This is a genomic window from Actinoplanes sp. M2I2, from assembly GCF_023544445.1.
Classification (GTDB): domain Bacteria; phylum Actinomycetota; class Actinomycetes; order Mycobacteriales; family Micromonosporaceae; genus Actinoplanes.
This window is the reverse complement of the sequence record NZ_JALPVJ010000012.1, coordinates 199031-218067: the sequence shown is the minus strand read 5'-3', so window position 1 is coordinate 218067 and position 19037 is coordinate 199031. Positions and strand designations below refer to the sequence as shown.

Below are 19037 nucleotides of genomic sequence, written 5' to 3'. Positions count from 1 at the left end.
CCGGCTCGTTGCTCCGCCGTGTCTCTTCGTCGGCGGAGAGTACGCGGACCAGCGGCGAACAGTTCAAACGCGGTCGGCTGATCTACACACCGTTCGCCCGGCGAAACGTCAGGTCACCGAGCCGGGCGCGCCGAACTTAAGCAAGTCTTAAACCCGGTCCGGCGATACGGACGGGTAACTCCGCGCCCGGCAGTGGCGCATCACACGCTCCCCGCAAACGGATCAAGGTGGTATGGGATGTCACGGTGGAGGAGCGCCCGGGACGACGGAGTCCCGGGTGGAGCCACGACACCGATCGAAAGGAGCGGATCATGCCGCGCCTCGAACTCGGCGCCGTACGCGCCACCTGGCGGGCGGCCCTGCGCCGCCTCGACGTCTGGACGCTCGAGACCCTCAACTCCCCGGCCGGCGGCCGCCGCCCCCGTCTCTGATGGCCGCCGCCGCGCACAAGTAACGCGAACGCTCCCACCGGTCTGCCCCCCATGCCGGTGTGAGGTCGTGCCTGCGCGGTAGTGCCGGGACCGGAACGGCGGCGGGGTTCGCCCCGTCGCCGTTCCGCTGCTTTTCGTCACCGCTCTTTCTGTCACAGGACAGGGGTAGCGTCCCGGGGGTGAGCAGCTTCGAAGCGGATCCCGAGGTCGGTCTGTCCGCGCCGGCCGCCCTGGAGCTGCTCGAGGGCGCCCCCGTCGCGCTGGGCGGCCCCCGCGGCTTCGCCGTCACCCGCACCCTGCCCAACCGCCAGCGCCGCATGGTGGGGGCCTGGTGCTTCCTCGACGCCTACGGCCCGCACGATCTCGCCGGCTCCGGCGGCATGCGCGTCGGCCCGCACCCGCACACCGGCCTGCAGACCGTGACCTGGTTGCTCGCCGGCGAGGTGCTGCACCGCGACAGCCTCGGTCACCGCCAGGAGATCCGCCCCGGTCAGCTCAACCTGATGACCGCCGGCGGCGGCATCTCCCACTCCGAGGAGACCCCGCCCGAGCACACCCCGGTGCTCCAGGGCGTCCAGCTCTGGGTCGCGCTGCCGCACGCGGCGCGCGACATGCCACCGGCCTTCGCCCATCACGCCGATCTGCCCGTCGTCGACGGGGCCGGCTTCACCGCCACGGTCCTCATGGGTGAGTTCGCCGGCGCGACGTCGCCCGCCCGGTGCCACACCCCGCTGGTCGGGGCAGAGCTCGCTCTGGCGGCTTCCGCCCAGGCCACCCTGCCGCTGAGACCCGATTTCGAGTACGCCCTCCTCGCGCTCGACGGTGCTCCGGTGATCGACGGCGTCACGCTCAAACCCGGCCCGCTGCTCTACCTCGGCTCGGGCCGCACCTCCGTCGCCGTGGCCACCGGGTCGGCGTTCCGGCTGCTCCTGCTGCGCGGCGAGCCGTTCGAGGAGCGCCTGGTCATGTGGTGGAATTTCGTGGCCCGCGACCACGACGAGATCGTCCAGATGCGAGCCGACTGGTCCGACCGCACCCCGCGCTTCGGCGAGGTGCGCGGCTACGACGGCGCGCCCCTGCCCGCCCCGGCGCTGCCGATCTCCCGGCTGGTGCCGCGCGGCCGTGTCCGGTTTCCCGCGGGATAACCCGATGGGGTCGAGTTTTCGCACGTGACGCACCACGGGTGCGGTGCCGGTGGCAATCGGGTTGACGCTGGTCCCGCTCGGACGGATGGTCGAGGTACGGCCTTGTCCGCCGTAGTCGAGGAGCATCAGTGGACGTCTGGGATGTGGGAAAGCTCGCTCTGATCGTGGCCACGCCGACCTTGCTCGGCGCGGTCGTGGTGTGGGCGCCCAAGTGGTGCGGCGCCATCGCCGATCGGTGGGAGGCGTCCCGGCCGCAGCCGCCGCAGCCCTTAGGCCCGCCCATCGAGCAGCTCGCGGCCGACCTGCGCCGCCTGCTGCGCCTGCACAGCGAGCTGACCGCCTCGGCCCATCTGGCGATGCGGGCCCACCGCCTGTGGGCGATCGAGGCCGCCATCGGGGCCCGCGCGGTCGACGCGGCCCGGGCGCTCGGCGTCCCGCACCCCGAGATAAGCCTGTACGAGACTCTCACTCGCCGCCAGCTCCACGACCTCCTGATGGCGCTGGCCGCGTCCGGCCTGGTCCTTCCGGCCCGCGTCGGCCCGTTCACGTCCGACGGCCGCATCTGACGGGGCGGAGCTCGCGCCGGCGCGGTCGTCACATCCGGGCGCGAGGACCTACGATCCCGGGGTGACTAGCGCGGCCGCGGCTGAGACTGAGCTGACTCCCGAACCGGACCCGGCGATCGGCGCACCGGCCGAGCGGCCCGTCCCCGGCGTCGTCCGGCGGCGGCTCGCGACGCTGGAGAACTGGCTCGACCCGTACTCGTGGCTCGTCACGGCGGTCATCACGGCGATCGCGGCCCTCCTGCGGTTCAACGGGCTCGGCGACGCCAAGGGTTACATCTTCGACGAGGTGTACTACCCGACCGACGCCTGGGACCTGTTGCAGCACGGCGTCGAGTGGGACGAGAAGACCAACGGACCCGCGTACGTCGTGCACCCGCCCCTGGGCAAGTGGCTGATCGCGCTGGGCGAGGCGGTGTTCGGCAACAACGAGCTGGGCTGGCGCGTTCCGACCGCGATCGCCGGCACGCTCATGGTGCTGATCCTGATCCGGGTCGCCTACCGGCTGTTCCATTCGATCGTGCTGGCCGGCCTGGCCGGTCTGCTGCTCACCCTCGACGGCTTCCAGCTGGTGCTGTCCCGGGTCTCGCTGCTCGACATCTTCCTCGGCCTGTTCATCCTCGCCTCCTTCGCCGCGGTGCTGCTCGACCGCGACCACTACCGCCGCCACCTGCTGCGGACGCTGGAGACCGGCGAGAAGCGGCGGAGCGTCCCGTGGTGGCTGCTGGTCGCCGGCATGCTGTTCGGTCTGGCCTGCGGGGTGAAGTGGAGCGCGCTGTTCTTCCTGCCGTTCTTCGGCCTGCTGGTGATCGTCTGGCGGGTGCGGGCGCGCCGGACGGCCGGGCTGGACCGGGGGATCCTGGCCGACCTGGGCTGGGGTCTGCTCAGCGTCGTCCTGACCGTCATGTTCTACCTGGCCACCTGGACGGGCTGGTTCGTCACGAACACCGGCTACTTCCGGCACTACCGGGAGGCCAACGGCCTGAGCGAGCCGCCGGTGCTGGGCGCCCTGCTCAACCTGCTGCACTACCACTCCGAGGCGTACTCGTTCCACAGTGGCCTGACGTCGAAGCACCCGTACCAGTCCTGGCCCTGGCAGTGGCTGCTGATCGGGCGGCCGGTCAACTTCTACTGGCCCGGCGCCACGGACTGCGGCGCCCCGAGCTGTGCCCGCCAGATCATCCTGCTGGGCACGCCGGTCCTGTGGTGGTCGTTCCTGCCGGCCCTGGCCGCGCTGATCTGGTTCGGGGTGGCCCGCCGGGACTGGCGCGCCTGGGCGATCCTCGTCCCGGTCGTGGCCGGCCTGCTGCCCTGGTTCTACTACGCGATCAAGGACGGCCGGACGATGTTCTCGTTCTACGTGCTGCCGGCCGTGCCGTTCCTGATCCTCGCCGTCGTCTACGTCCTCGGCGCGATCATGACCCCGCCCGAGGGCATCAGGCAGGGCGGGGGCCGCACGGACCGTCAGTTGGTGGGCACGATCGTCGCCGGTTTCTACGTCACCGTGGTGGCCCTGTGCTTCGCCTACTTCTTCCCCATCTTCGTGGGCCAGTCGATCCCGTACGCGGATTGGTCCGCCCGGATGTGGCTCGGCAGCCGCTGGATATAGCGGGCGTCAGGGGCCGGTACGGGCGGCGGTACGCCGTTTGGCCTGGCGTTTCACCTTCGCGTCGACCCCGCAGCCGTCCATCGTGCACCAGCGGCGGCTCCGGTTCTTGCTGGTGTCGACGAACAGGCCGATGCACCCGGCCTCGGCCGCGCACACCTTCACCCGGTCGAGGGGTCCGGTGGTGAGCAGCCGGACGGCGTCGACGGCGATCGGCCACCAGGCGCGGTCCGGGCTGTCGCCGTCGAAGTGCCAGGTGAAGGTCCCGTCGGCAGCCGGCCCGAGACGTCCCGCGGCGACTGCCTCGGCGTAGCGCAGCCGCACCTCGTCGAGCGCGGGACCGGGCGGCGGCTGGCCGTGCCCGACCGCCCGGAACACCTCGAAGATCGCCTCCCGCAGGCCGATGGCCGTGCGCAGCGTCGCGGGGGCGTCGTTCTGCCCGAGCCGTTCCCCGGTGGCGGCGTCGATCAGCCCCAGGTACGCCGACCAGGCGGCCAGCTCGGCGTAGGTGTGCAGGTACTCCGCGGGCCGGGCTGTCCCGCGCCCGCCACCAACTCCCACCTCATGCATTCGGCGCTGCCGAACAGCCCGACCGTCCCGGAACGCCCGCCCGGCCGCGCCCGCCGGGCCGCCGCGGCCGCGCTGCACCGCTTGGCCACCCGTCTCGACCGCGGCGCCGTCCCGAAGCCCGCCTACCGCGCCCAGCCGATCTAGCTGGTGAAGCGGCTCGACCCGAGGATTTTGGTCACGGTGATCTCGATGGCCACCCGGGCCGGGTTGGGGCGGGGTGTGCGATAGCGCGCGGCATAGCGCTCGACCGCCTCGGCCACCGACTCCGGGTCGTCCCGCACCACCGCGAGACCCTCGACCGTGGCCCATCGCGGACCCTCGACCTGACAGATCGCCACCCGCGCCTGACCGGCCCGGACGTGCCGCACGTGGGCCGAGGTGGACGACGAGATCACCCGGGCCAGCCCGGTGGCCGGGTCGAGGGTCGCCCCGACCGCCACCACGTGCGGCGAGCCGTCCGCCCGCAGGGTGGTCAGCGTGCACAGGTGCCGCTCGGTCCAGAATTCCCGCAGTTCCGGGTGGTCGATCGAGACGCGGCCGCTCACCGGTGGCTCCTCACGGACAGGCAGATAGTCATCCGATCATGATGCCGTGACGCGGCCGGGCGGCCCGAGGGGGTCAGGCGGTCTCGGCCGGCAGGATGCCCCGGCGGACGGCGGTGACCAGCTCGTCGTGGTCGCTCTCGACCTGGTCGGCGTAGGCGCGGGCGAAACGGCACAGGGCGTCGGCCAGCTTGCCGCTGCTGCCGATGTAGCCGGCGATCATCGAGGCGCCGCTGGTGCGGGCGTGCGACTTGGCCAGCAGATAGCCGCAGATGCCGGCGTAGTCGCCCAGCGCCGCCGCGTCGATGCCCTCGACGACGATCGCGCCCTTCATGTCGCGGAACTGCCGCACATAGAACTGCAGGTCGCCGACGGTGGCCCAGCCGAGCAGCGGGTCCGAGACCGTCTGCAGCGCCTGCTGGTACTCGACGACCCGCTGACCCTGGTGGCGGTGCCAGGCCGCGTCGCCGTGCTGGTGGTGCGCGACAACCGAGCGGCGTGCCTGCTTGAGCTGCAGGAACACCACGTCGGAGGTGCTCGAGCCCTCGCACAGGGCCACGTACGCCCGGAGCCCGACCGAGCCGACCCCGACCACCTTGTGCGCGATGTCGACGATCCGGTAGCCGGCCAGGATGCGGGCCCAGTGCGGCGGCAGCGTGTTCAGGTAGCCGTCCAGGGCCTCGGCCAGCAGGTCGCGTTCGGCGTCGCTGGGCCGGGTGATCAGCGGCGGCTCCTCGACCAGCCGGGCCGTGCCGTCGCGCCGCTCGGTGAAGCGGGGCAGCGCCCGGTCGCTCGTGCGCCGCCGGGCGCGCCGGGCGGCCCGGTCGATCTCGGCGCGGAAGCTGGGCCGCGACGCCGCCGAGCGCAGCCGGTCGACGTCCATCTGGTCGAACGAGCGGCCCAGCAGCGGTTGCTCGGCCAGGTGCTGGATCTGCAGCTGGTACTCCTCGACGCAGTGCTGCACGGCCTCGGCGCAGGCGCTCTCCTTGAAGCCGTTCTGCCGGCCGGCCACGTGCACGCTGGTCACCAGCCGGCGCAGGTCCCACTCCCAGGCGCCGGGGTGGGCCTCGTCGAAGTCGTTGAGGTCGAACACCAGCTCGCGCTCGGGCGAGGCGTAGAAACCGAAGTTGCCCAGGTGGGCGTCCCCGCAGATGACCGGGGTGATGCCGGTCGACGGCAGGTGCGCGAAGTCGTCGGCCATCACGTTGGCCGAGCCCCGCAGGTACGCGTACGGCGAGGCGACCATCCGGCCGACCCGCAGCGGCACCAGCCAGGGCTGGCGCCCGGCGTTGGCCTTCCTGATCTGGGTGACCGGGTCGACCCGCGCGTCCGGCGCCGACCAGTGCGCGACGTCGGAGCGGTGCGCCCGCTCCCGCAGCGAGCGGCCCAGCTCGTACCGCTGGGCCCGGGACCGCGCGGGCAGGCGCAGCGAGGCGAAGCCCTCGTCGACGGCGCTTTCGAGGACGACGTGCCCGGTTGCTGGTTCCATCACGGCCACCATAAACGCGAGGGTGGGAAGGCTATGCAGTCCAGTACCCGCGATCAGGTTAACGCTCGTTCAACACGAGATGTCAGCGCGCGGTCGCGAGGCCGAACGTCGACGGCGCCACGGAGGGGAACACCTCCGTGAGCGAGCCGACGCCGCAGCGCTTCTGCAGGACTTCCCCGATGACCGACCGATAATCCGTGGTCGCCGCGAGGTCGCCGGCCACCAGCGCGCCCGGGGCCAGGCCGGGCCACTTCGCGTACACCTTGCCGCCCTTGACCCCGCCGCCGAGCAGCAGCATCGCGTTGCCGTGCCCGTGGTCGGCCCCGCGCGAGCCGTTCTCCTGCACCCGCCGGCCGAACTCGCTGATCGTCAGCAGCGTCACCGACTTCAGCCCCTCGGGACCGAGATCGGCCGCGAACGCCGCCAGGGCCAGCGCCAGCTCGGTCAGGTTGTCGTACATCCGCTGACCCTTGACCGCCGGGCCGAGCCCCTCGTGCATGTCCCAGTCGCCGCAGTCGACCGCAGCCGTGGCCAGGCCCACCTTGGCCTTGATCAGCCGGGCCACGTCGCGCAGCGCGCCGCCCAGCTCGGTGTCCGGATAGACCGCGCCCTTGGCCGGTGTGTACGAGGCACCGCGGACGGCGGCGCTCGCGGTCAGCGCCCGGTCGGCGGCCAGCGCGGGCGCGGCCTGCAGCAGCGGCGCGTCGGCGTACAGGGCCCGCAGCGCCGCCGCCCGGGGTCGCTTGACGGAGTCGCCGGCCAGGGTGAACTTGTCGATCCCGGCCATCGAGACCGACGGCGTGGGGCCGGCGAAGAGGCGGTCGGGCATGGCCGCGCCGACCGAGACGCCGGCCAGGGCCCCGGAGGCGCCGGTGGCCCCCAGCATGCGGCCGAGCCAGCCGGTCCGCAGCGAGGTGCCGGGCGCCGCGTTCTCCATCGCCTCCATGGCGGCGAAGTGCGAGCGGGTCGGGTTGGGCTGGCCCACCGCGTGCACGCCGGCGAGCTTGCCGCCCTGCCACAGCGGCAGCAGCGGGGCGAGCGCCGGGTGCAGGCCGAAAGTGCCGTCGCCGGCGATGACCTGGGCCTTGGGCACGCCGATGTTCGGGCGCGCCTGGTAGTAGCCGGGGTCGCCGATCGGGGCGAGCGCCGACAGCCCGTCGAAGCCGCCGTGCAACGACAGCACGACGAGCGTGTCACCGGTGTAGCCGGGTGCGGCGTACGCGAGCTCGGTGGACACCCCGGCCCCGGCCAGGCCGGTCAGGGCGGCCGCGCCGAGCAGGCCGCGCCGGGTGAGCTGCTTCTCCCCGCAGTCGAAGGACACGGTCATCACCTCAGTTGGAAGGAGGGCGCGTCGAGGACCAGCGCGATCAGGTACGGGGCGTGGCCGGCGAGCGACTTGTCGGATGCGGTCAGAGGACTGGTCGGCAGCTTGCCCGCGACGCTGAGCACGGCGGCGGTGTGCCGGGCCGGCAGCTTGGCCCCGATCAGCCGGACGGCCAGCGCGTCGACCAGGGCGCCGTAGGTGCCCGGAAGTGCCGGGACCAGCGACTTGAGCAGGTCCGCGGGGCGGGTGAGCTGGCTGGGGTACCAGCCGGCGGCCAGGTTGAGGTGGTTGTTGCAGCGCATCAGGAAGCCGGACGGCGACGCCCAGGCCGCGGCCACGTCGGGGAACCCGTTCGGCGGGCTCCACCGGAACGGCGCGTTGCCCGCGTTGACCAGCCCGTTGTAGAGCGCGTCGAGGGCCTTGACGCCCGAGGTCTCCGGTCCCAGCCCGAGCGTCCGGATCGTCGCGATCAGGTCCTCGAACGGCGTGCGCGCCTTCTGCCCGATCGCGGCGGCGAACTCCGGCGACGTGAACAGGGCCTTGAGGACCGGCTTGATCGCGGTGTCGTTGTCCAGGTAGACCTTGGCCAGCTTGGCCACCAGGGCGGCGGGCGCCTCGTCGGCGACGAACCGCCGGCACAGCTTGGTGGCCAGGCGCTGCGCGGTGGCCGGGTGCCGGGCCAGGTGGTCGGCGAACGCCGTCGCGGCGGCCTCGCCCACCGCGGGCGTGGCGTTGGCGTGGCGGAAGCCGACGATGTCGACCGCGCCCGTCACGTGGCGGGACCCGTCGTAGACGTACGCCCCGGAAGCGTTGACGGTGAGGCCGGTGAGCAGCCGGGCCGCCGCGTAGACGTCCTGCTCGGTGTAGACGAGGCCGACAGTGTGCAGCTCCATCAGCTCGCGCGCGTAGTTCTCATTGGGGTGCGCCTTGGTCGACGAGCGGTTGTCCAGGTAGGTGAGCATGGCCGGGTGCTTCATCGACGCCTTGAGCATGTCGGCGAAGCGGCCGAACGCGTGCTTGCGGATGACCTGGGCGTCGTAGTCCGAGCGGCTGTCCCACACGCCGCTGGACGGCGCGGCCACGTGCAGGTGGTTGGCCCAGAAGGCGACCGTGATCTCGAACAGCTGCCGGTTGCTCCACGCGGCCCGGGCCACCGCGGCCCGGCCGAGCTGCTTGAACGCGTCGTACGAGTTCTTGGCGATCGACGACCGGACGGTGGCGATGCTCGCGCCGGCCAGCGGCAGCCGGGCAACGAGCCGGTCGCAGGCGGCGTCCTCGATGGAGGCGGGGGAGAGCTGGCGGTCGAGCCAGGCGGCGACGCCGAGCTTGCGCGCCTCGGCCAGCGCGGCCGGGGTCGGGCCGAACGTGGCCCGGCGCACCAGGTGCGCGATCGGGTCGGCGGCGAGCAGCGTGGCCGGGTCGAGGGCGGACGGGGCGGCGGTCGCGGCCGGAGCGGCGACGGCCGTGCCCACGGCGGTGGCGACAGCGGTGGCGGCACCGGCGGCGAGAAGCGTGCGTCGGGTCGTCATGCCAGGCCCTTCGACCCGTGCGCCCGGGGCCGTCGCGGCTGCAACCATGACTAACGGAGCCGCAATCCGCCCGCACCCGTACCGCCGGGGCGATCTCGGACGTACGCTCAGCCCTGTGGATCAGGTTGAATCGGTACGGACTCCCGCCTCCTGGGTCGTCGTCGGCCTCGACAACGGCGGCACCTGCAACAACGCCACGGTGCTGGACGCCACGGGGCGATATCTGGTCGACAACCTCGTCGAGAACCCGAGCCTGGTGACCGAGGGTCCCGAGTCGGCGATCGAGCAGCTGGCCCAGGCCTTCCACAACATCCTCGAGCTGACCAGCACCCCGCTGACCCTGGTCCGCGCGGTCGGCCTCGACACCCCCGGCCCGGCCAGCGCCCACGGCGTCATCTCGTCCAAGGGCGCGACCAACTTCAGCATGGTCTCGTGGCACGGGTTCGACATCCGCAGCGCGCTCGAGGCCCGCATCGGCCTGCCCGTCTTCTATCTGAACGACGCCAACGCGGCCGCGCTCTACGCGCACCACCAGCTGTTCGGCGCCCAGGCCATGACCAAGTCGTCGGTCGCGGCGATCGTCGGCACCGGGCTGGGCGGCGGCGTGGTCTCCGACGGCAAGGTGGTCAGCGGCGCGGCCGGCATGGCCGGCGAGCTGGGCCACGTCCAGATCCCGCTGCACGGCGTGCTCGAGGTCGGTCAGCCCGTGCCCGAGTGCAACTGCGGGTTCACCGGCGACGTCGAGAGCATCGCCTCGCTCACCGGCATCAAGAAGAACCTGCTGCCCTACTGGCTCACCCGGTTCCCCGACCACCCCCTCGCCGCCGAGCCGCTGCCGCAGGCGGCCAAGCAACTGCGGTCGTACGGGGAGAAGGAGGACCCGCTGGCCCTGGCGGTGTTCGCGCAGCAGGCCCGGGCGATCGGCAAGCTGTTCACGGTCGCCGCGAACTTCACCGACCCGGATGCCTACCTGCTGGGCGGGGGTGTCGTCGAGGCGTCCCCGAGGTTCCGGCAGTGGTTCCTCAACACCGTCCGCGAGAGCACCGAACTGCGCGCCGAGCAGCAGGCCGCCGCCACCTTCGCGCTGGTCGCCGACCTCGACATGGCCGGCGCCCGCGGCGCCGCCGTGGCCGCGCTGGAGGCCGTGCAGAACGTCTGACCGACAGCGATCCGCCGCACCGATCCGCCGAACCGCCCCGGGGCCTCGCCCCGGGGCGGTTCTGTTGAAGTCTGTTACGTCTGATCGACATTCCTAGATATCGACGATCTTCTTCAGTAACGTCGGCGGTGCCGTCTGCGGCCGGGGGGCCGCCGATGGGCTGAAGGGGGAAACTTGATGCGAAGAAGCATCGCAACCGTCTCCGTGGCGGTGCTCGGCCTCGCGTTGATCACGCCAGGGGCCGCGCAAGCCGGACCATACTCGCTCGCTCCGCCCGCGCCGTCCGGCGACGGCCTGAGCCCGGCCGACAAGGCCTCACTCGAGGCCGGTGTGGGGATCGCGCCCAAGGCCCCGTACGGGGCGAAACCGAAGGGTCCCAACCCGTTCCTGGCCGAGGTGGCCGATCCGGCCAAGGTGGACTACTCGGGCTGGATCAACTACATGAAGACCCAGGGCAAGTCCAAGGCCGCGACCCGCGACAAGCAGACCCGGGCGCTGAAGGCCGCCGCGGCGCCGAAGCCCGCGGTCGTCGTCGACGAGGACGAGCTGCCCGGCACCTCCGGCGGCAACGACGTGCCGGTCAACGCGCAGCGCGTCACCGGGTACGGCACCGGCGCCGGCCAGTTCTCCAACATCCGCGTCCTGGGCAGCCTCGACAACGAGGTCGTCAGCACCCCGACCGTCGCCCCGGCGCCGGAGGACAACGGCGCGATCCCGCTGGCCGGCCCGACCGGCATCGGTGTCGGCACCCAGAGCGGCGCGGTCATCACCTCGCAGATCGGCGACGGCCCGCACGGGCGGCAGACCGGCGACGGCAGCAACGACTTCGACTTCTACAAGCTCACCGCGCCGGCCGGCAAGGTGCTGACCCTCTCGACGGCCACCCCGACCGGGCCGCTGGACACCGTGCTCCAGCTGTTCAAGCCGGACGGCACGCTCGTCGCGGTCAACGACGACTTCTCGGGCGTCGACAGCCGGATCGTCTACCGCGTGACCACCGCCGGGGACTACTACCTCGCGGTCGCCGCGTACGGTGGCCTGCCCGCCGACCCGTTCGACTCGGGCAGCGGCGGCGGCATCGGCGACACCTCGCCGCCCACCGAGGGCCCGTACACGCTGACCCTGACCTCGGGCGGCGTCGACGAGGACTTCTACGCGGTCAAGCTGCGTGCGGGCGACGTCATCGGCGGCTCCGTGACCGGTTCGGCGGCCTACCTGACGGTCTACGACACCGTGCCGCGCGAGGTGCACGGCTCGCGGCAGGACGCGTCGTTCATCTACCCGATGGACTCGCCGCTGCCCGGTGGCGGCAACGCGGTCACCGACCACGTCGCGACCAAGGCGGGCTGGCACTACATCGGGGTCGCCAGCGGCTCCGGGGCCTACCAGGTCACGCTCGAGGCGTACCGTCCGGTGCTGCAGGGCGCCAAGCCGCCGCAGACCCTCTACCTCGACTTCGACGGAGCCCGGGTCAACACCGGTGTCTTCGGCGGTGCGGGCAACCGGGATCTGACGCCGCTGGCCGCGTTCCTGACCAGCTGGGGCCTGACCCGGGCGGACGAGGACGCGCTGATCGACCTGGTCGTCGCCGGGGTCACCGAGAACATCAAGCGCGACCTCGAGGAAAGCGGTCTCAACAGCAAGTTCAAGGTGAAGATCGCCGACAGCAAGAACAACGCCGACCAGTGGGGCAAGGCGAACGTCAGCCGGGTCGTGGTCGGCGGCACCATCGAGGAGTCCGGCGTCGACACGATCGGCATCGCCCAGAGCATCGACCCGGGCAACTTCGAGACCGAGGAGACCGCCCTCGTCCTCCTGGACGTGCTGAGCTCGCCCGCCGGCTCCACGCCGGCCTCGCTCAACACCTACCTCACCGCGGACAGCGACCGGCTCCGGTTCGTCGCGCAGGGTCTGGCCAACGTGATCTCGCACGAGGCCGGGCACTTCTTCGGTGACTTCCACACCGACAACCAGGACGCGCTGCCCAACCTGATGGACGCGGGCGGCACCGGCTTCGGCACGCTCTTCGGCGTCGGACCGGACGGCGTCGGCGGCACCGCGGACGACCTCGACGTCGACTTCGGTGACAGCACGTTCCTGCCGGCCGAGGGCTTCGTCGGCACCGAGGACACGCTCGGACGCATCGTCTTCAGCCTCACCAGCTGATCCGTACGACAGATCGGGACCGCTCCGAGGGAGTTCTTCAGTCCTTCAGGGCGGTCTCGACGTCGGGGAACAGGGCCAGGTAGTCGGTCAGGCCCAGCGTGTCGAAGAGCCGGCGCAGGAAACCGGACGGCGCGGCCAGACGCACCCAGCCGTCGCGTTCGGTGGCCCGGCCGTGCGCGGTGACGAGCACGCCGACCCCCATCGAGTCGCAGAAGTCCAGCCCGGAGACGTCCACCACGACGCGGGGGGAGGGCCGGTCGACGAGGCGGGTGAGATTCGCCTTGAGAACGGGCGCGGTGTCGATGTCGAGGGAACCTCGCAGCACCAGCACGGCCGTGTTCGGCGGGTGGTGCGCGACCGAGACCTGCATGGCGGTGTCGCTTTCGGTGGAAACTGCGGGGGCGAGGGGTCGTGCTGCGTCGATCGGTCGGAGGGAAAGGGTGGTCTCCACCCTAGGGGAGCGAGGGCCCGATGGCCGAATCCACTACCGGGCGGTAGGTTTCGGGACGTGAGCATCGAGCCGGGGGACGTCGTCGACGATTTCGAGCTGCCCGACCAGGACGGGGTGCCCCGCCGGTTGAGCAAGCTGCTGGCCGGCGGCCCGGTGGTCCTGTTCTTCTATCCCGCGGCCATGAGCTCGGGCTGCACGGTCGAGGCCTGCGCCTTCCGTGATCTGGGAGCCGAGTTCCGGCAGGCCGGGGCGCAGCGGGTCGGCATCAGCCGCGACCGGCCGGCCAAGCAGAAGCAGTTCGCCGACCGGCACGGCCTCGACTATCCGTTGCTCAGCGACCCCGACAGCGCGGTCGCGGCGGCCTTCGGCGTCAAGCGCAAGCTGCCGCTCGGCCCGCTCAGCACCAAGCGGATGACCTTCGTGATCGACACCGATCGCCGGGTGCTCGACGTGATCCACTCCGAGAAAGACATGAACGAGCACGCTCAGCTGGGTCTGGCCGCGCTCCGCTCGGCCGGCTCGTCACCGCGCCCGGCCGAGGGCGCCGGCCCCGCCTGAGCAGCCCGGCCGAGGGCGCCGGCCCCGCCTGAGGTGTGCGGAGCCGGGTGCCCGGCTCAGCTCGACAGCTCCTCGAGGCCGTCGCCGTTGAGCAGATAGGCGGCGGCGATCCGGTCGGCCGGCCCGGTCAGCAGCTTGGCGATCGCGGTTCCGGCGATCTCCGGGCTCAGCGCCGCCGGCAGCTCGGCGGCGAACTGCGCCTCGGTGATCCCCCGGCGACCCGCGTAGGCGTGCACGGCCGCCTGGCCCACGGCGGTCCCGGGCGCGATGGCCGGCAGGATCGCTGTGAACGTCACGCCGGTGCCGTCGGCCTCCCCGCGGGCGTACTCGGTGATGAAGCGGACCGCCGCCTTGGCCCCCGCGTAGCCGCCGCTGAGCGGGGAGCCGAAGAGCGAGGCGGCGCTGCCCAGCACCACGACCGTCGCGCCGGGGGCGAGCGGGCGGCGCAGGACGGCGCCGAGCCAGGTGAACGCGATGCGCACGTCCTGCTCCCACGCCGTGGAGAACGTCTCCCAGGTGAACGACTGCAGGGTTCCGGTGGGCGGCACGGCTCCCGCGGCGATGACGAGCACGTCGGGGCGATACCGGTCGAGGAGCCGGTCGGCCACGGCGGGGTCGGTGGCGTCGGCCGCCACGTCCGTGGCCGGTCCGGCCGTACGGGCGACGGTGACGACGCGGTCGCCCTCGTCACGCAGAGCCCGGGCGATGCCGTGGCCGAGGCCGCGGGTCCCGCCGACGATCAGGGTGGTCCGGTTGCTGGTCATACAGATCAGATCCGCGGGCCGGCGGGAAGTCACCGGCTGCCGGTCAGCCCGGACGGCGGGAAGTCACCGGCTGCCGGTCAGCCCGGACGGCGCGAAGTCACCGGCTGGCGGTCAGCCCGAACGGGGCGAAGAGCTCCGGCTGCAGGAAGACGTGGATGCCGGCGACGCCGGTCGTCGTCACGTCCAGGACGTGCAGGGCGTGAGCCTGGTCGTCACGATCGACGTCGCTGGAGAACACGAATGTCGGCTGCCCGTTGGCGCTCGGCCGTCCCGCCGGCAGCGGCGCCGCCCGGAACCGGCCCAGCACGTGGGCGCCGAGGAACCCGGCGACCGCGCCGCGCCCGGCGAACCAGGTGGCGTGCGGCGGCATCTCCAGGGTCACGTCCTCGCGGAGGACGGCGGTGAGCAACCCGATGTCGGCGTGCCGGAACGCGGCGACGTACCGGTCGAGCAGCGCGAGCCGGCGCGGATCGTCGGGCTCACCGAGGTCGTCGGGAGCGGGCGCTCTGCGGGCCAGCTGCGCCCGCGCCCGCCGCAGCGAACTGTTGACCGCGATCGTCGTCGTGCCCAGCGCGTCGGCGACCTCCTCCGCGCGCAGGCCGGCCACGTCGCGCAGGATCAGCACCGCCCGCTGCCGGGCCGGCAGATGCTGCAGGGCGGCCACGAACGCCAGCCGTACGTGCTCGCGCAGCCCGACCACGTCGGCCGGGTCGACCGGCAGCGGCTGGATCCAGCGCACCTCCGGAGCCACCACCAGCGGCTGGTCGTCCCAGGCGCCGTCGGGCGCGCCCAGGCCGGACGGCATGGCCCGCCGCCCGCGCTGCTCGACGGCGCGCAGGCAGGCGTTGGCCGCGATCTGATGCAGCCACACCCGGAACGAGGAGCGACCCTCGAACCGGTCGTACGCCCGCCACGCCCGCAGGTAGGTCTCCTGCACCGCGTCCTCGGCGTCGGCGGCCGAGCCGAGCATGCGGTAGCAGTGCCCGAGGATCTCTGCTCGCAGCGGCTCGGCCAGCCCGGCGAACTCCTGGTCTCGTTGGCCCATACGGTGAGGATCCGCCGCGCGGCCGGAACTCATCGGTCCGGCCGCGTCCGGGCTCACCGGCCGGCGATCAGATGCTGTTCTTCCAGGCGCGGCCCGAGCGGCCGATCAGGCGGTCGGCGTCGGCCGGGCCCCACGAGGCGGCCTCGTAGGTCGGGATCGGCGACATGTCCTGGGCCCAGTGCTCGATGATCGGGTCGACGATCCGCCACGAGTGCTCGACCTCGTCGCTGCGGATGAACAGCGTGGGGTCGCCCAGCAGGGCGTCCAGCAGGAGCCGCTCGTACGCCTCGGGGGACTCCTCGGCGAACGTCTGCTCGTACGAGAAATCCATGCTGGCCGTGCGGACCCGGAACGAGTGGCCCGGCACCTTGGCCCCGAAGCGCAGCGAGATGCCCTCGTTGGGCTGGATGCGCAGGATCAGCGCGTCGGCCTCGAGCCCGGTGAGCTGGTCCTGCGGGATGGGCAGGTGGGGCGGCCGCTGGAACTGCAGGGCCACCTCGGTCACCCGGGCCGGCAGCCGCTTGCCGGTACGCACGTAGAACGGCACGCCGGCCCAGCGCCAGTTGTCGACGTTGAGCCGCATGGCCGCGTACGTCTCGGTGCGCGACAGCGGGTCGACGCCGACCTCCTCGCGGTAGCCGGCCATCAGGTCGTCGCGGGTGCCGCCGCGGGTGTACTGGCCGCGCACGGCCAGGTCGGCGATGTCGCGGTTGGTGGGCAGCCGGATCGCCTGGAGCAGCTTGACCTTCTCGTTGCGCAGGCCCTCGGCCTCGAACGACGCCGGCGGCTCCATCAGGGCGAGCGCGAGGACCTGGAGCACGTGGTTCTGCACGATGTCGCGCATCGCGCCGGCCTGCTCGTAGAAGCCGCCGCGGGTGCCCACGCCGAGCGTCTCGGCCACCGTGATCTGCACGTGGTCGACCCAGGACCGGTCCCAGATCGGCTGGAAGATCGAGTTGGCGAAGCGCAGCGCCAGCACGTTCTGGACGGTGTCCTTGCCCAGGTAGTGGTCGATCCGGAAGACCTGGGGCTCGTCGAACGAGCCGTGCACGACGGCGTCGAGCTCGCGGGCCGAGGGCAGGTCGCGACCGTACGGCTTCTCGATGACCAGCCGCGAGAACGAGCCCTCGCGCGCGTGGTTGAGCCCGGCGCCGGCCAGCCCGTTGATCACCGGCTCGAACGCCTCGGCCGGCGTGGACAGGTAGAACAGGCGGTTGCCCGCGGTGCCGCGGACCGCGTCGAGCTCGTCGAGGGTCTCGGCCAGCCGCTTGTAGGTCTCGGGGTCGTCGTAGCCGCCCGAGACGTACCTGATGCCACCCTGGAGCTGCTGCTTGTCGAGCAGCGAGCGGTCGCCGAGCGCGCTGGCCGCGAACTGCTCGTCGGCCATCGGCGTGCGGGCGACGCCGACCAGGGCGAACTGGCTGGGCAGGCGATGATGCCGGGCGAGACTCTCCACGGCCGGGAGGAGCTTGCGCCGGGTGAGGTCGCCCGAGGCGCCGAAGATCACCAGCGTGGCGGGTGGGGCGCTGCGCTCCTGAATGAGCTGAGGGGCGTTGTCCATGGTTTCGCGTGTCCTCCGACCGTTGGGACCGTCCGGGAAAACCTTACGCAGTGAGGCTCAGGAAAGGTTCATATCCATCCCCTGATGCGACCAGGGATACACCGACAAAAGTGGCAAACTGGGGTGTACCTATGCGCACCTAGGGGGATCCGTGAAGTATCGGCTCGTGACCCGCAGCGACTTCGACGGTCTGGTCTGCGCGGTGTTGCTGCGTCACCTCGACATGATCGACGACATCAAGTTCGTCCACCCCAAGGATGTTCAGGACGGCGAGGTCGAGGTGACCGAGAACGACATCCTCACCAACCTCCCGTACGCGCCCGGCGCCTACATGGTCTTCGACCATCACCACTCGGAGACGCTGCGCAACGAGGGCAACTTGAGCAACCACGTCATCGACGCCGAGGCCCCGTCGGCGGCCCGGGTCATCTACGAGCACTTCGGCGGCCGGCAGCGCTTCCCGCAAGTCTCCGACGACCTCATGCGCGCCGTCGACCAGGCCGACTCGGCCGACTATGCGCTCCACGACATCCTCGACCCGCGGGGCTGGACGCTGCTCAACTTCCTGATGGACAGCCGTACGGGTCTGGGGCGGTTCCGCGACTTCCGCATCTCCAACTACCAGCTGATGATGCAGCTGATCGACGCCTGCCTGACGATCAGCGACGCCGACGAGATCCTCGCGCTGCCCGACGTGGCCGAGCGCGCCGAGTTGTTCCGCGAGCAGCACGGCCTGTTCGTCGAGCAGCTCAAACGGGTCAGCCACACCGACGGCGACGTCGTCGTGGTCGATCTGCGGGACGAGGAGGTGATCCACGCGGGCAACCGCTTCATGGTGTACGCGCTGTTCCCCGAGGCGCGGGTCTCGATGCACGTCATCTGGGGCCGGCAGAAGCTCAACACCGTGTTCGCCTGCGGGAAGTCGATCCTCGACCGCACCTCGCCGGTCGACGTCGGCGAGGTCATGCTGCGTTACGGCGGGGGCGGGCATCTCGCCGCCGGCACCTGCCAGGTGCCCCACGACCAGGCCGAACGGGTCGAGCGGGAGATCGTCGAGGCCCTGCGCACGCCCCGGACGGTGCCGGTCTGACGCGGAGGTACTCGGGGGCGGGAGAGACGAACTCTCCCACCCCCGTCCACGGGTCGCGGGCCATGCCCAATGTCCCCACCCGCAGGTCGTGCGCCGCGCCCCACGCGCGCCATCACGACGGGATCCCGCGTCCACCATCGCGGGAGTCTAGCTGTCAGCCCTTGTAGGCCCACTTGCTCGCGCCGCTGCCGGCGGTCACCGGCTCCTTGTCCTCGACGACCTTGTCCTCGACGACCTCGGCCACCGGGGTCTCGCCGGCCGCCTGGGTCTCGTCGTCGTCCGGCTCGTCCTCCTCGGCGCGGTGCCGGTTGCGCAGCATCATGACCGCGCCGCCGGCCAGCGCCAGGGCGGCGACGACCCAGCCCGCGTACGACCAGATCGAGGAGCCACGGCCGGCCTCCGCGATCGCCTCCTGGAAGAACTGGTCCTCACCGGGAGCGGCGTTCCCGGCCGCCGTGCCCCCGCCGCCGTGGGCGTGAGCCTGCGCCGCCGCCTGGCTGCCGGAGGGGTCCGGGGTCAGTGTCAGGGTGGCCGGCGCGGTCGCCTCGCCGGGCTTGCCGTCGGCGTAGGTCGAGGCGATGTCGAGCTGGATCGAGCTCAGCGTCGGCAGGGGCCCGACGGCGACGGCCAGCTCGGCGCTCGCGCCGGGAGCCAGATCCTTGCCCGGCATGGCCAGCCAGGTGATCGACGCGGCGGTCTCGGTGGTCTCGGTGTCGCCGTGCAGGGTCTTCAGCGGCGTGGCCAGCTTGCGCATGGCGATCTTGGGCGCCCAGTCGTCGACCGACAGCGGGTAGGCCTCGGCCAGCGGCGTGTCGTCGCGGAACTTGAGCGTGATCGTGTGGACCGGCTTGTCCCCGTCGTTGGTGTACTTCAGGGTCAGGTTCTGCCCGCTGCCCTGGGGGGCGGTCGCCGGCGACACGGTCGCGTCGGCCAGGGCCGGGGTGGCGACGAGCATGCCGAGGACGGCTGCGGCGACCGGGACGCCCGCGCGGCGGGCCAGCTGAGAGTGCCTCACGGGGGGTAGTTCGGATCACAGCCGTCAAA

18 protein-coding genes are annotated in these 19037 nt (G+C 72.1%); 8 read left to right on the top strand and 10 right to left on the bottom strand.

Going from position 1 to position 19037, the window contains the following annotated elements; translation table 11 throughout:
• The first annotated feature begins 610 nt into the window (after nucleotides 1–610).
• The 3 genes from HJC40_RS25680 (at nucleotide 611) to HJC40_RS25670 (ending at nucleotide 3748) form a co-directional block, all read left to right on the top strand.
• Nucleotides 611–1576: a pirin family protein gene (locus tag HJC40_RS25680; protein WP_250004310.1), complete on the top strand. Its 966-nt coding sequence runs from the start codon at nucleotides 611–613 to the stop codon at nucleotides 1574–1576.
• A gap of 128 nt (nucleotides 1577–1704) precedes the next feature.
• Nucleotides 1705–2142, top strand: a complete 438-nt coding sequence (locus HJC40_RS25675) for a hypothetical protein (RefSeq protein ID WP_250004308.1) — start codon at nucleotides 1705–1707, stop codon at nucleotides 2140–2142.
• 61 nt (nucleotides 2143–2203) lie between these two features.
• Entirely contained in the window at nucleotides 2204–3748 is a 1545-nt protein-coding gene (locus tag HJC40_RS25670) for a phospholipid carrier-dependent glycosyltransferase (RefSeq protein WP_250004306.1), read from the top strand.
• Nucleotides 3749–3754: 6 nt separating this feature from the next.
• Here HJC40_RS25670 and HJC40_RS25665 read toward each other — a convergent pair whose 3' ends face one another.
• On the bottom strand, nucleotides 3755–4315 hold the full coding sequence (locus tag HJC40_RS25665; protein WP_250004304.1) for an ABATE domain-containing protein: 561 nt from the start codon (nucleotides 4313–4315) through the stop codon (nucleotides 3755–3757).
• Between HJC40_RS25665 and HJC40_RS25660 the strand changes: the two genes are divergently transcribed.
• On the top strand, nucleotides 4310–4459 hold the full coding sequence (locus HJC40_RS25660) for a hypothetical protein (RefSeq protein WP_250004302.1): 150 nt from the start codon (nucleotides 4310–4312) through the stop codon (nucleotides 4457–4459). The two genes, HJC40_RS25665 and HJC40_RS25660, sit on opposite strands and share 6 nt — an antisense overlap.
• Here HJC40_RS25660 and HJC40_RS25655 read toward each other — a convergent pair.
• From HJC40_RS25655 to HJC40_RS25640, 4 genes are all read right to left on the bottom strand, one after another.
• Nucleotides 4456–4860, bottom strand: coding sequence for a TIGR03618 family F420-dependent PPOX class oxidoreductase (locus HJC40_RS25655; RefSeq protein WP_250004299.1), 405 nt, complete (start codon nucleotides 4858–4860; stop codon nucleotides 4456–4458). The genes HJC40_RS25660 and HJC40_RS25655 overlap by 4 nt on opposite strands.
• Before the next feature lie 73 nt (nucleotides 4861–4933).
• A complete protein-coding gene (locus HJC40_RS25650) occupies nucleotides 4934–6346 on the bottom strand; it encodes a DUF2252 domain-containing protein (protein WP_250004295.1) in 1413 nt (470 codons plus the stop codon).
• Nucleotides 6347–6428: 82 nt separating this feature from the next.
• Entirely contained in the window at nucleotides 6429–7673 is a 1245-nt protein-coding gene (locus HJC40_RS25645) for a DUF1501 domain-containing protein (RefSeq protein ID WP_374272715.1), read from the bottom strand.
• The gene (locus tag HJC40_RS25640; RefSeq protein WP_284043706.1) at nucleotides 7673–9199 is read right to left on the bottom strand and encodes a DUF1800 domain-containing protein; all 1527 of its coding nucleotides are present in this window, start codon (nucleotides 9197–9199) and stop codon (nucleotides 7673–7675) included. The genes HJC40_RS25645 and HJC40_RS25640 overlap by 1 nt, the downstream gene beginning before the upstream one ends.
• A 115-nt stretch (nucleotides 9200–9314) precedes the next feature.
• Here HJC40_RS25640 and HJC40_RS25630 point away from each other — a divergent pair, with 115 nt between their 5' ends.
• Nucleotides 9315–10358 carry an ROK family protein gene (locus HJC40_RS25630; RefSeq protein WP_250004289.1) on the top strand — a complete coding sequence of 348 codons (1044 nt, stop codon included), beginning with the start codon at nucleotides 9315–9317 and terminating at the stop codon, nucleotides 10356–10358.
• A gap of 177 nt (nucleotides 10359–10535) precedes the next feature.
• Nucleotides 10536–12524 carry a PPC domain-containing protein gene (locus HJC40_RS25625; protein WP_250004286.1) on the top strand — a complete coding sequence of 663 codons (1989 nt, stop codon included), beginning with the start codon at nucleotides 10536–10538 and terminating at the stop codon, nucleotides 12522–12524.
• A gap of 37 nt (nucleotides 12525–12561) precedes the next feature.
• Here the strand turns inward: HJC40_RS25625 and HJC40_RS25620 are convergent, their stop codons facing one another.
• Nucleotides 12562–12894 (bottom strand): STAS domain-containing protein, encoded by a 333-nt coding sequence (locus tag HJC40_RS25620; RefSeq protein WP_184949587.1) that lies wholly within the window; start codon nucleotides 12892–12894, stop codon nucleotides 12562–12564.
• Between the two features lie 138 nt (nucleotides 12895–13032).
• On the opposite strand from HJC40_RS25620, the gene HJC40_RS25615 reads away from it, so the two are divergent.
• Entirely contained in the window at nucleotides 13033–13533 is a 501-nt protein-coding gene (locus HJC40_RS25615; protein ID WP_308200947.1) for a peroxiredoxin, read from the top strand.
• 56 nt (nucleotides 13534–13589) lie between these two features.
• Here HJC40_RS25615 and HJC40_RS25610 read toward each other — a convergent pair whose 3' ends face one another.
• The 3 genes from HJC40_RS25610 to zwf all read right to left on the bottom strand — a co-directional run bounded on the left by HJC40_RS25610 (nucleotide 13590) and on the right by zwf (nucleotide 16903).
• Nucleotides 13590–14297, bottom strand: coding sequence for an SDR family oxidoreductase (locus HJC40_RS25610; RefSeq protein ID WP_250004284.1), 708 nt, complete (start codon nucleotides 14295–14297; stop codon nucleotides 13590–13592).
• A 97-nt stretch (nucleotides 14298–14394) separates the two neighbouring features.
• Nucleotides 14395–15342 carry an RNA polymerase subunit sigma-70 gene (locus tag HJC40_RS25605; protein ID WP_250004281.1) on the bottom strand — a complete coding sequence of 316 codons (948 nt, stop codon included), beginning with the start codon at nucleotides 15340–15342 and terminating at the stop codon, nucleotides 14395–14397.
• A 67-nt stretch (nucleotides 15343–15409) separates the two neighbouring features.
• Complete coding sequence (gene zwf / locus HJC40_RS25600) at nucleotides 15410–16903, bottom strand: glucose-6-phosphate dehydrogenase (RefSeq protein WP_250004279.1); 1494 nt, start codon at nucleotides 16901–16903, stop codon at nucleotides 15410–15412.
• A 151-nt stretch (nucleotides 16904–17054) separates the two neighbouring features.
• Here zwf and HJC40_RS25595 point away from each other — a divergent pair, with 151 nt between their 5' ends.
• Nucleotides 17055–17993, top strand: coding sequence for an exopolyphosphatase (locus HJC40_RS25595; RefSeq protein ID WP_250004277.1), 939 nt, complete (start codon nucleotides 17055–17057; stop codon nucleotides 17991–17993).
• A gap of 154 nt (nucleotides 17994–18147) precedes the next feature.
• Here the strand turns inward: HJC40_RS25595 and HJC40_RS25590 are convergent, their stop codons facing one another.
• Nucleotides 18148–19008: a DUF1775 domain-containing protein gene (locus tag HJC40_RS25590; protein ID WP_250004274.1), complete on the bottom strand. Its 861-nt coding sequence runs from the start codon at nucleotides 19006–19008 to the stop codon at nucleotides 18148–18150.
• Between the last annotated feature and the right edge of the window lie 29 nt (nucleotides 19009–19037).

Bases quoted from the DNA above. Each gene is read 5' to 3' on its own strand.
- HJC40_RS25605 (WP_250004281.1), bottom strand. From the start codon at position 15,342: ATGGGCCAACGAGACCAGGAGTTCGCCGGGCTGGCCGAGCCGCTGCGA.
- HJC40_RS25610 (WP_250004284.1), bottom strand. From the start codon at position 14,297: ATGACCAGCAACCGGACCACCCTGATCGTCGGCGGGACCCGCGGCCTC.
- HJC40_RS25625 (WP_250004286.1), top strand. From the start codon at position 10,536: ATGCGAAGAAGCATCGCAACCGTCTCCGTGGCGGTGCTCGGCCTCGCG.
- HJC40_RS25640 (WP_284043706.1), bottom strand. From the start codon at position 9,199: ATGACGACCCGACGCACGCTTCTCGCCGCCGGTGCCGCCACCGCTGTC.
- HJC40_RS25650 (WP_250004295.1), bottom strand. From the start codon at position 6,346: ATGGAACCAGCAACCGGGCACGTCGTCCTCGAAAGCGCCGTCGACGAG.
- HJC40_RS25645 (WP_374272715.1), bottom strand. From the start codon at position 7,673: ATGACCGTGTCCTTCGACTGCGGGGAGAAGCAGCTCACCCGGCGCGGC.
- HJC40_RS25665 (WP_250004304.1), bottom strand. From the start codon at position 4,315: ATGCATGAGGTGGGAGTTGGTGGCGGGCGCGGGACAGCCCGGCCCGCG.
- HJC40_RS25620 (WP_184949587.1), bottom strand. From the start codon at position 12,894: ATGCAGGTCTCGGTCGCGCACCACCCGCCGAACACGGCCGTGCTGGTG.
- HJC40_RS25660 (WP_250004302.1), top strand. From the start codon at position 4,310: ATGCATTCGGCGCTGCCGAACAGCCCGACCGTCCCGGAACGCCCGCCC.
- zwf (WP_250004279.1), bottom strand. From the start codon at position 16,903: ATGGACAACGCCCCTCAGCTCATTCAGGAGCGCAGCGCCCCACCCGCC.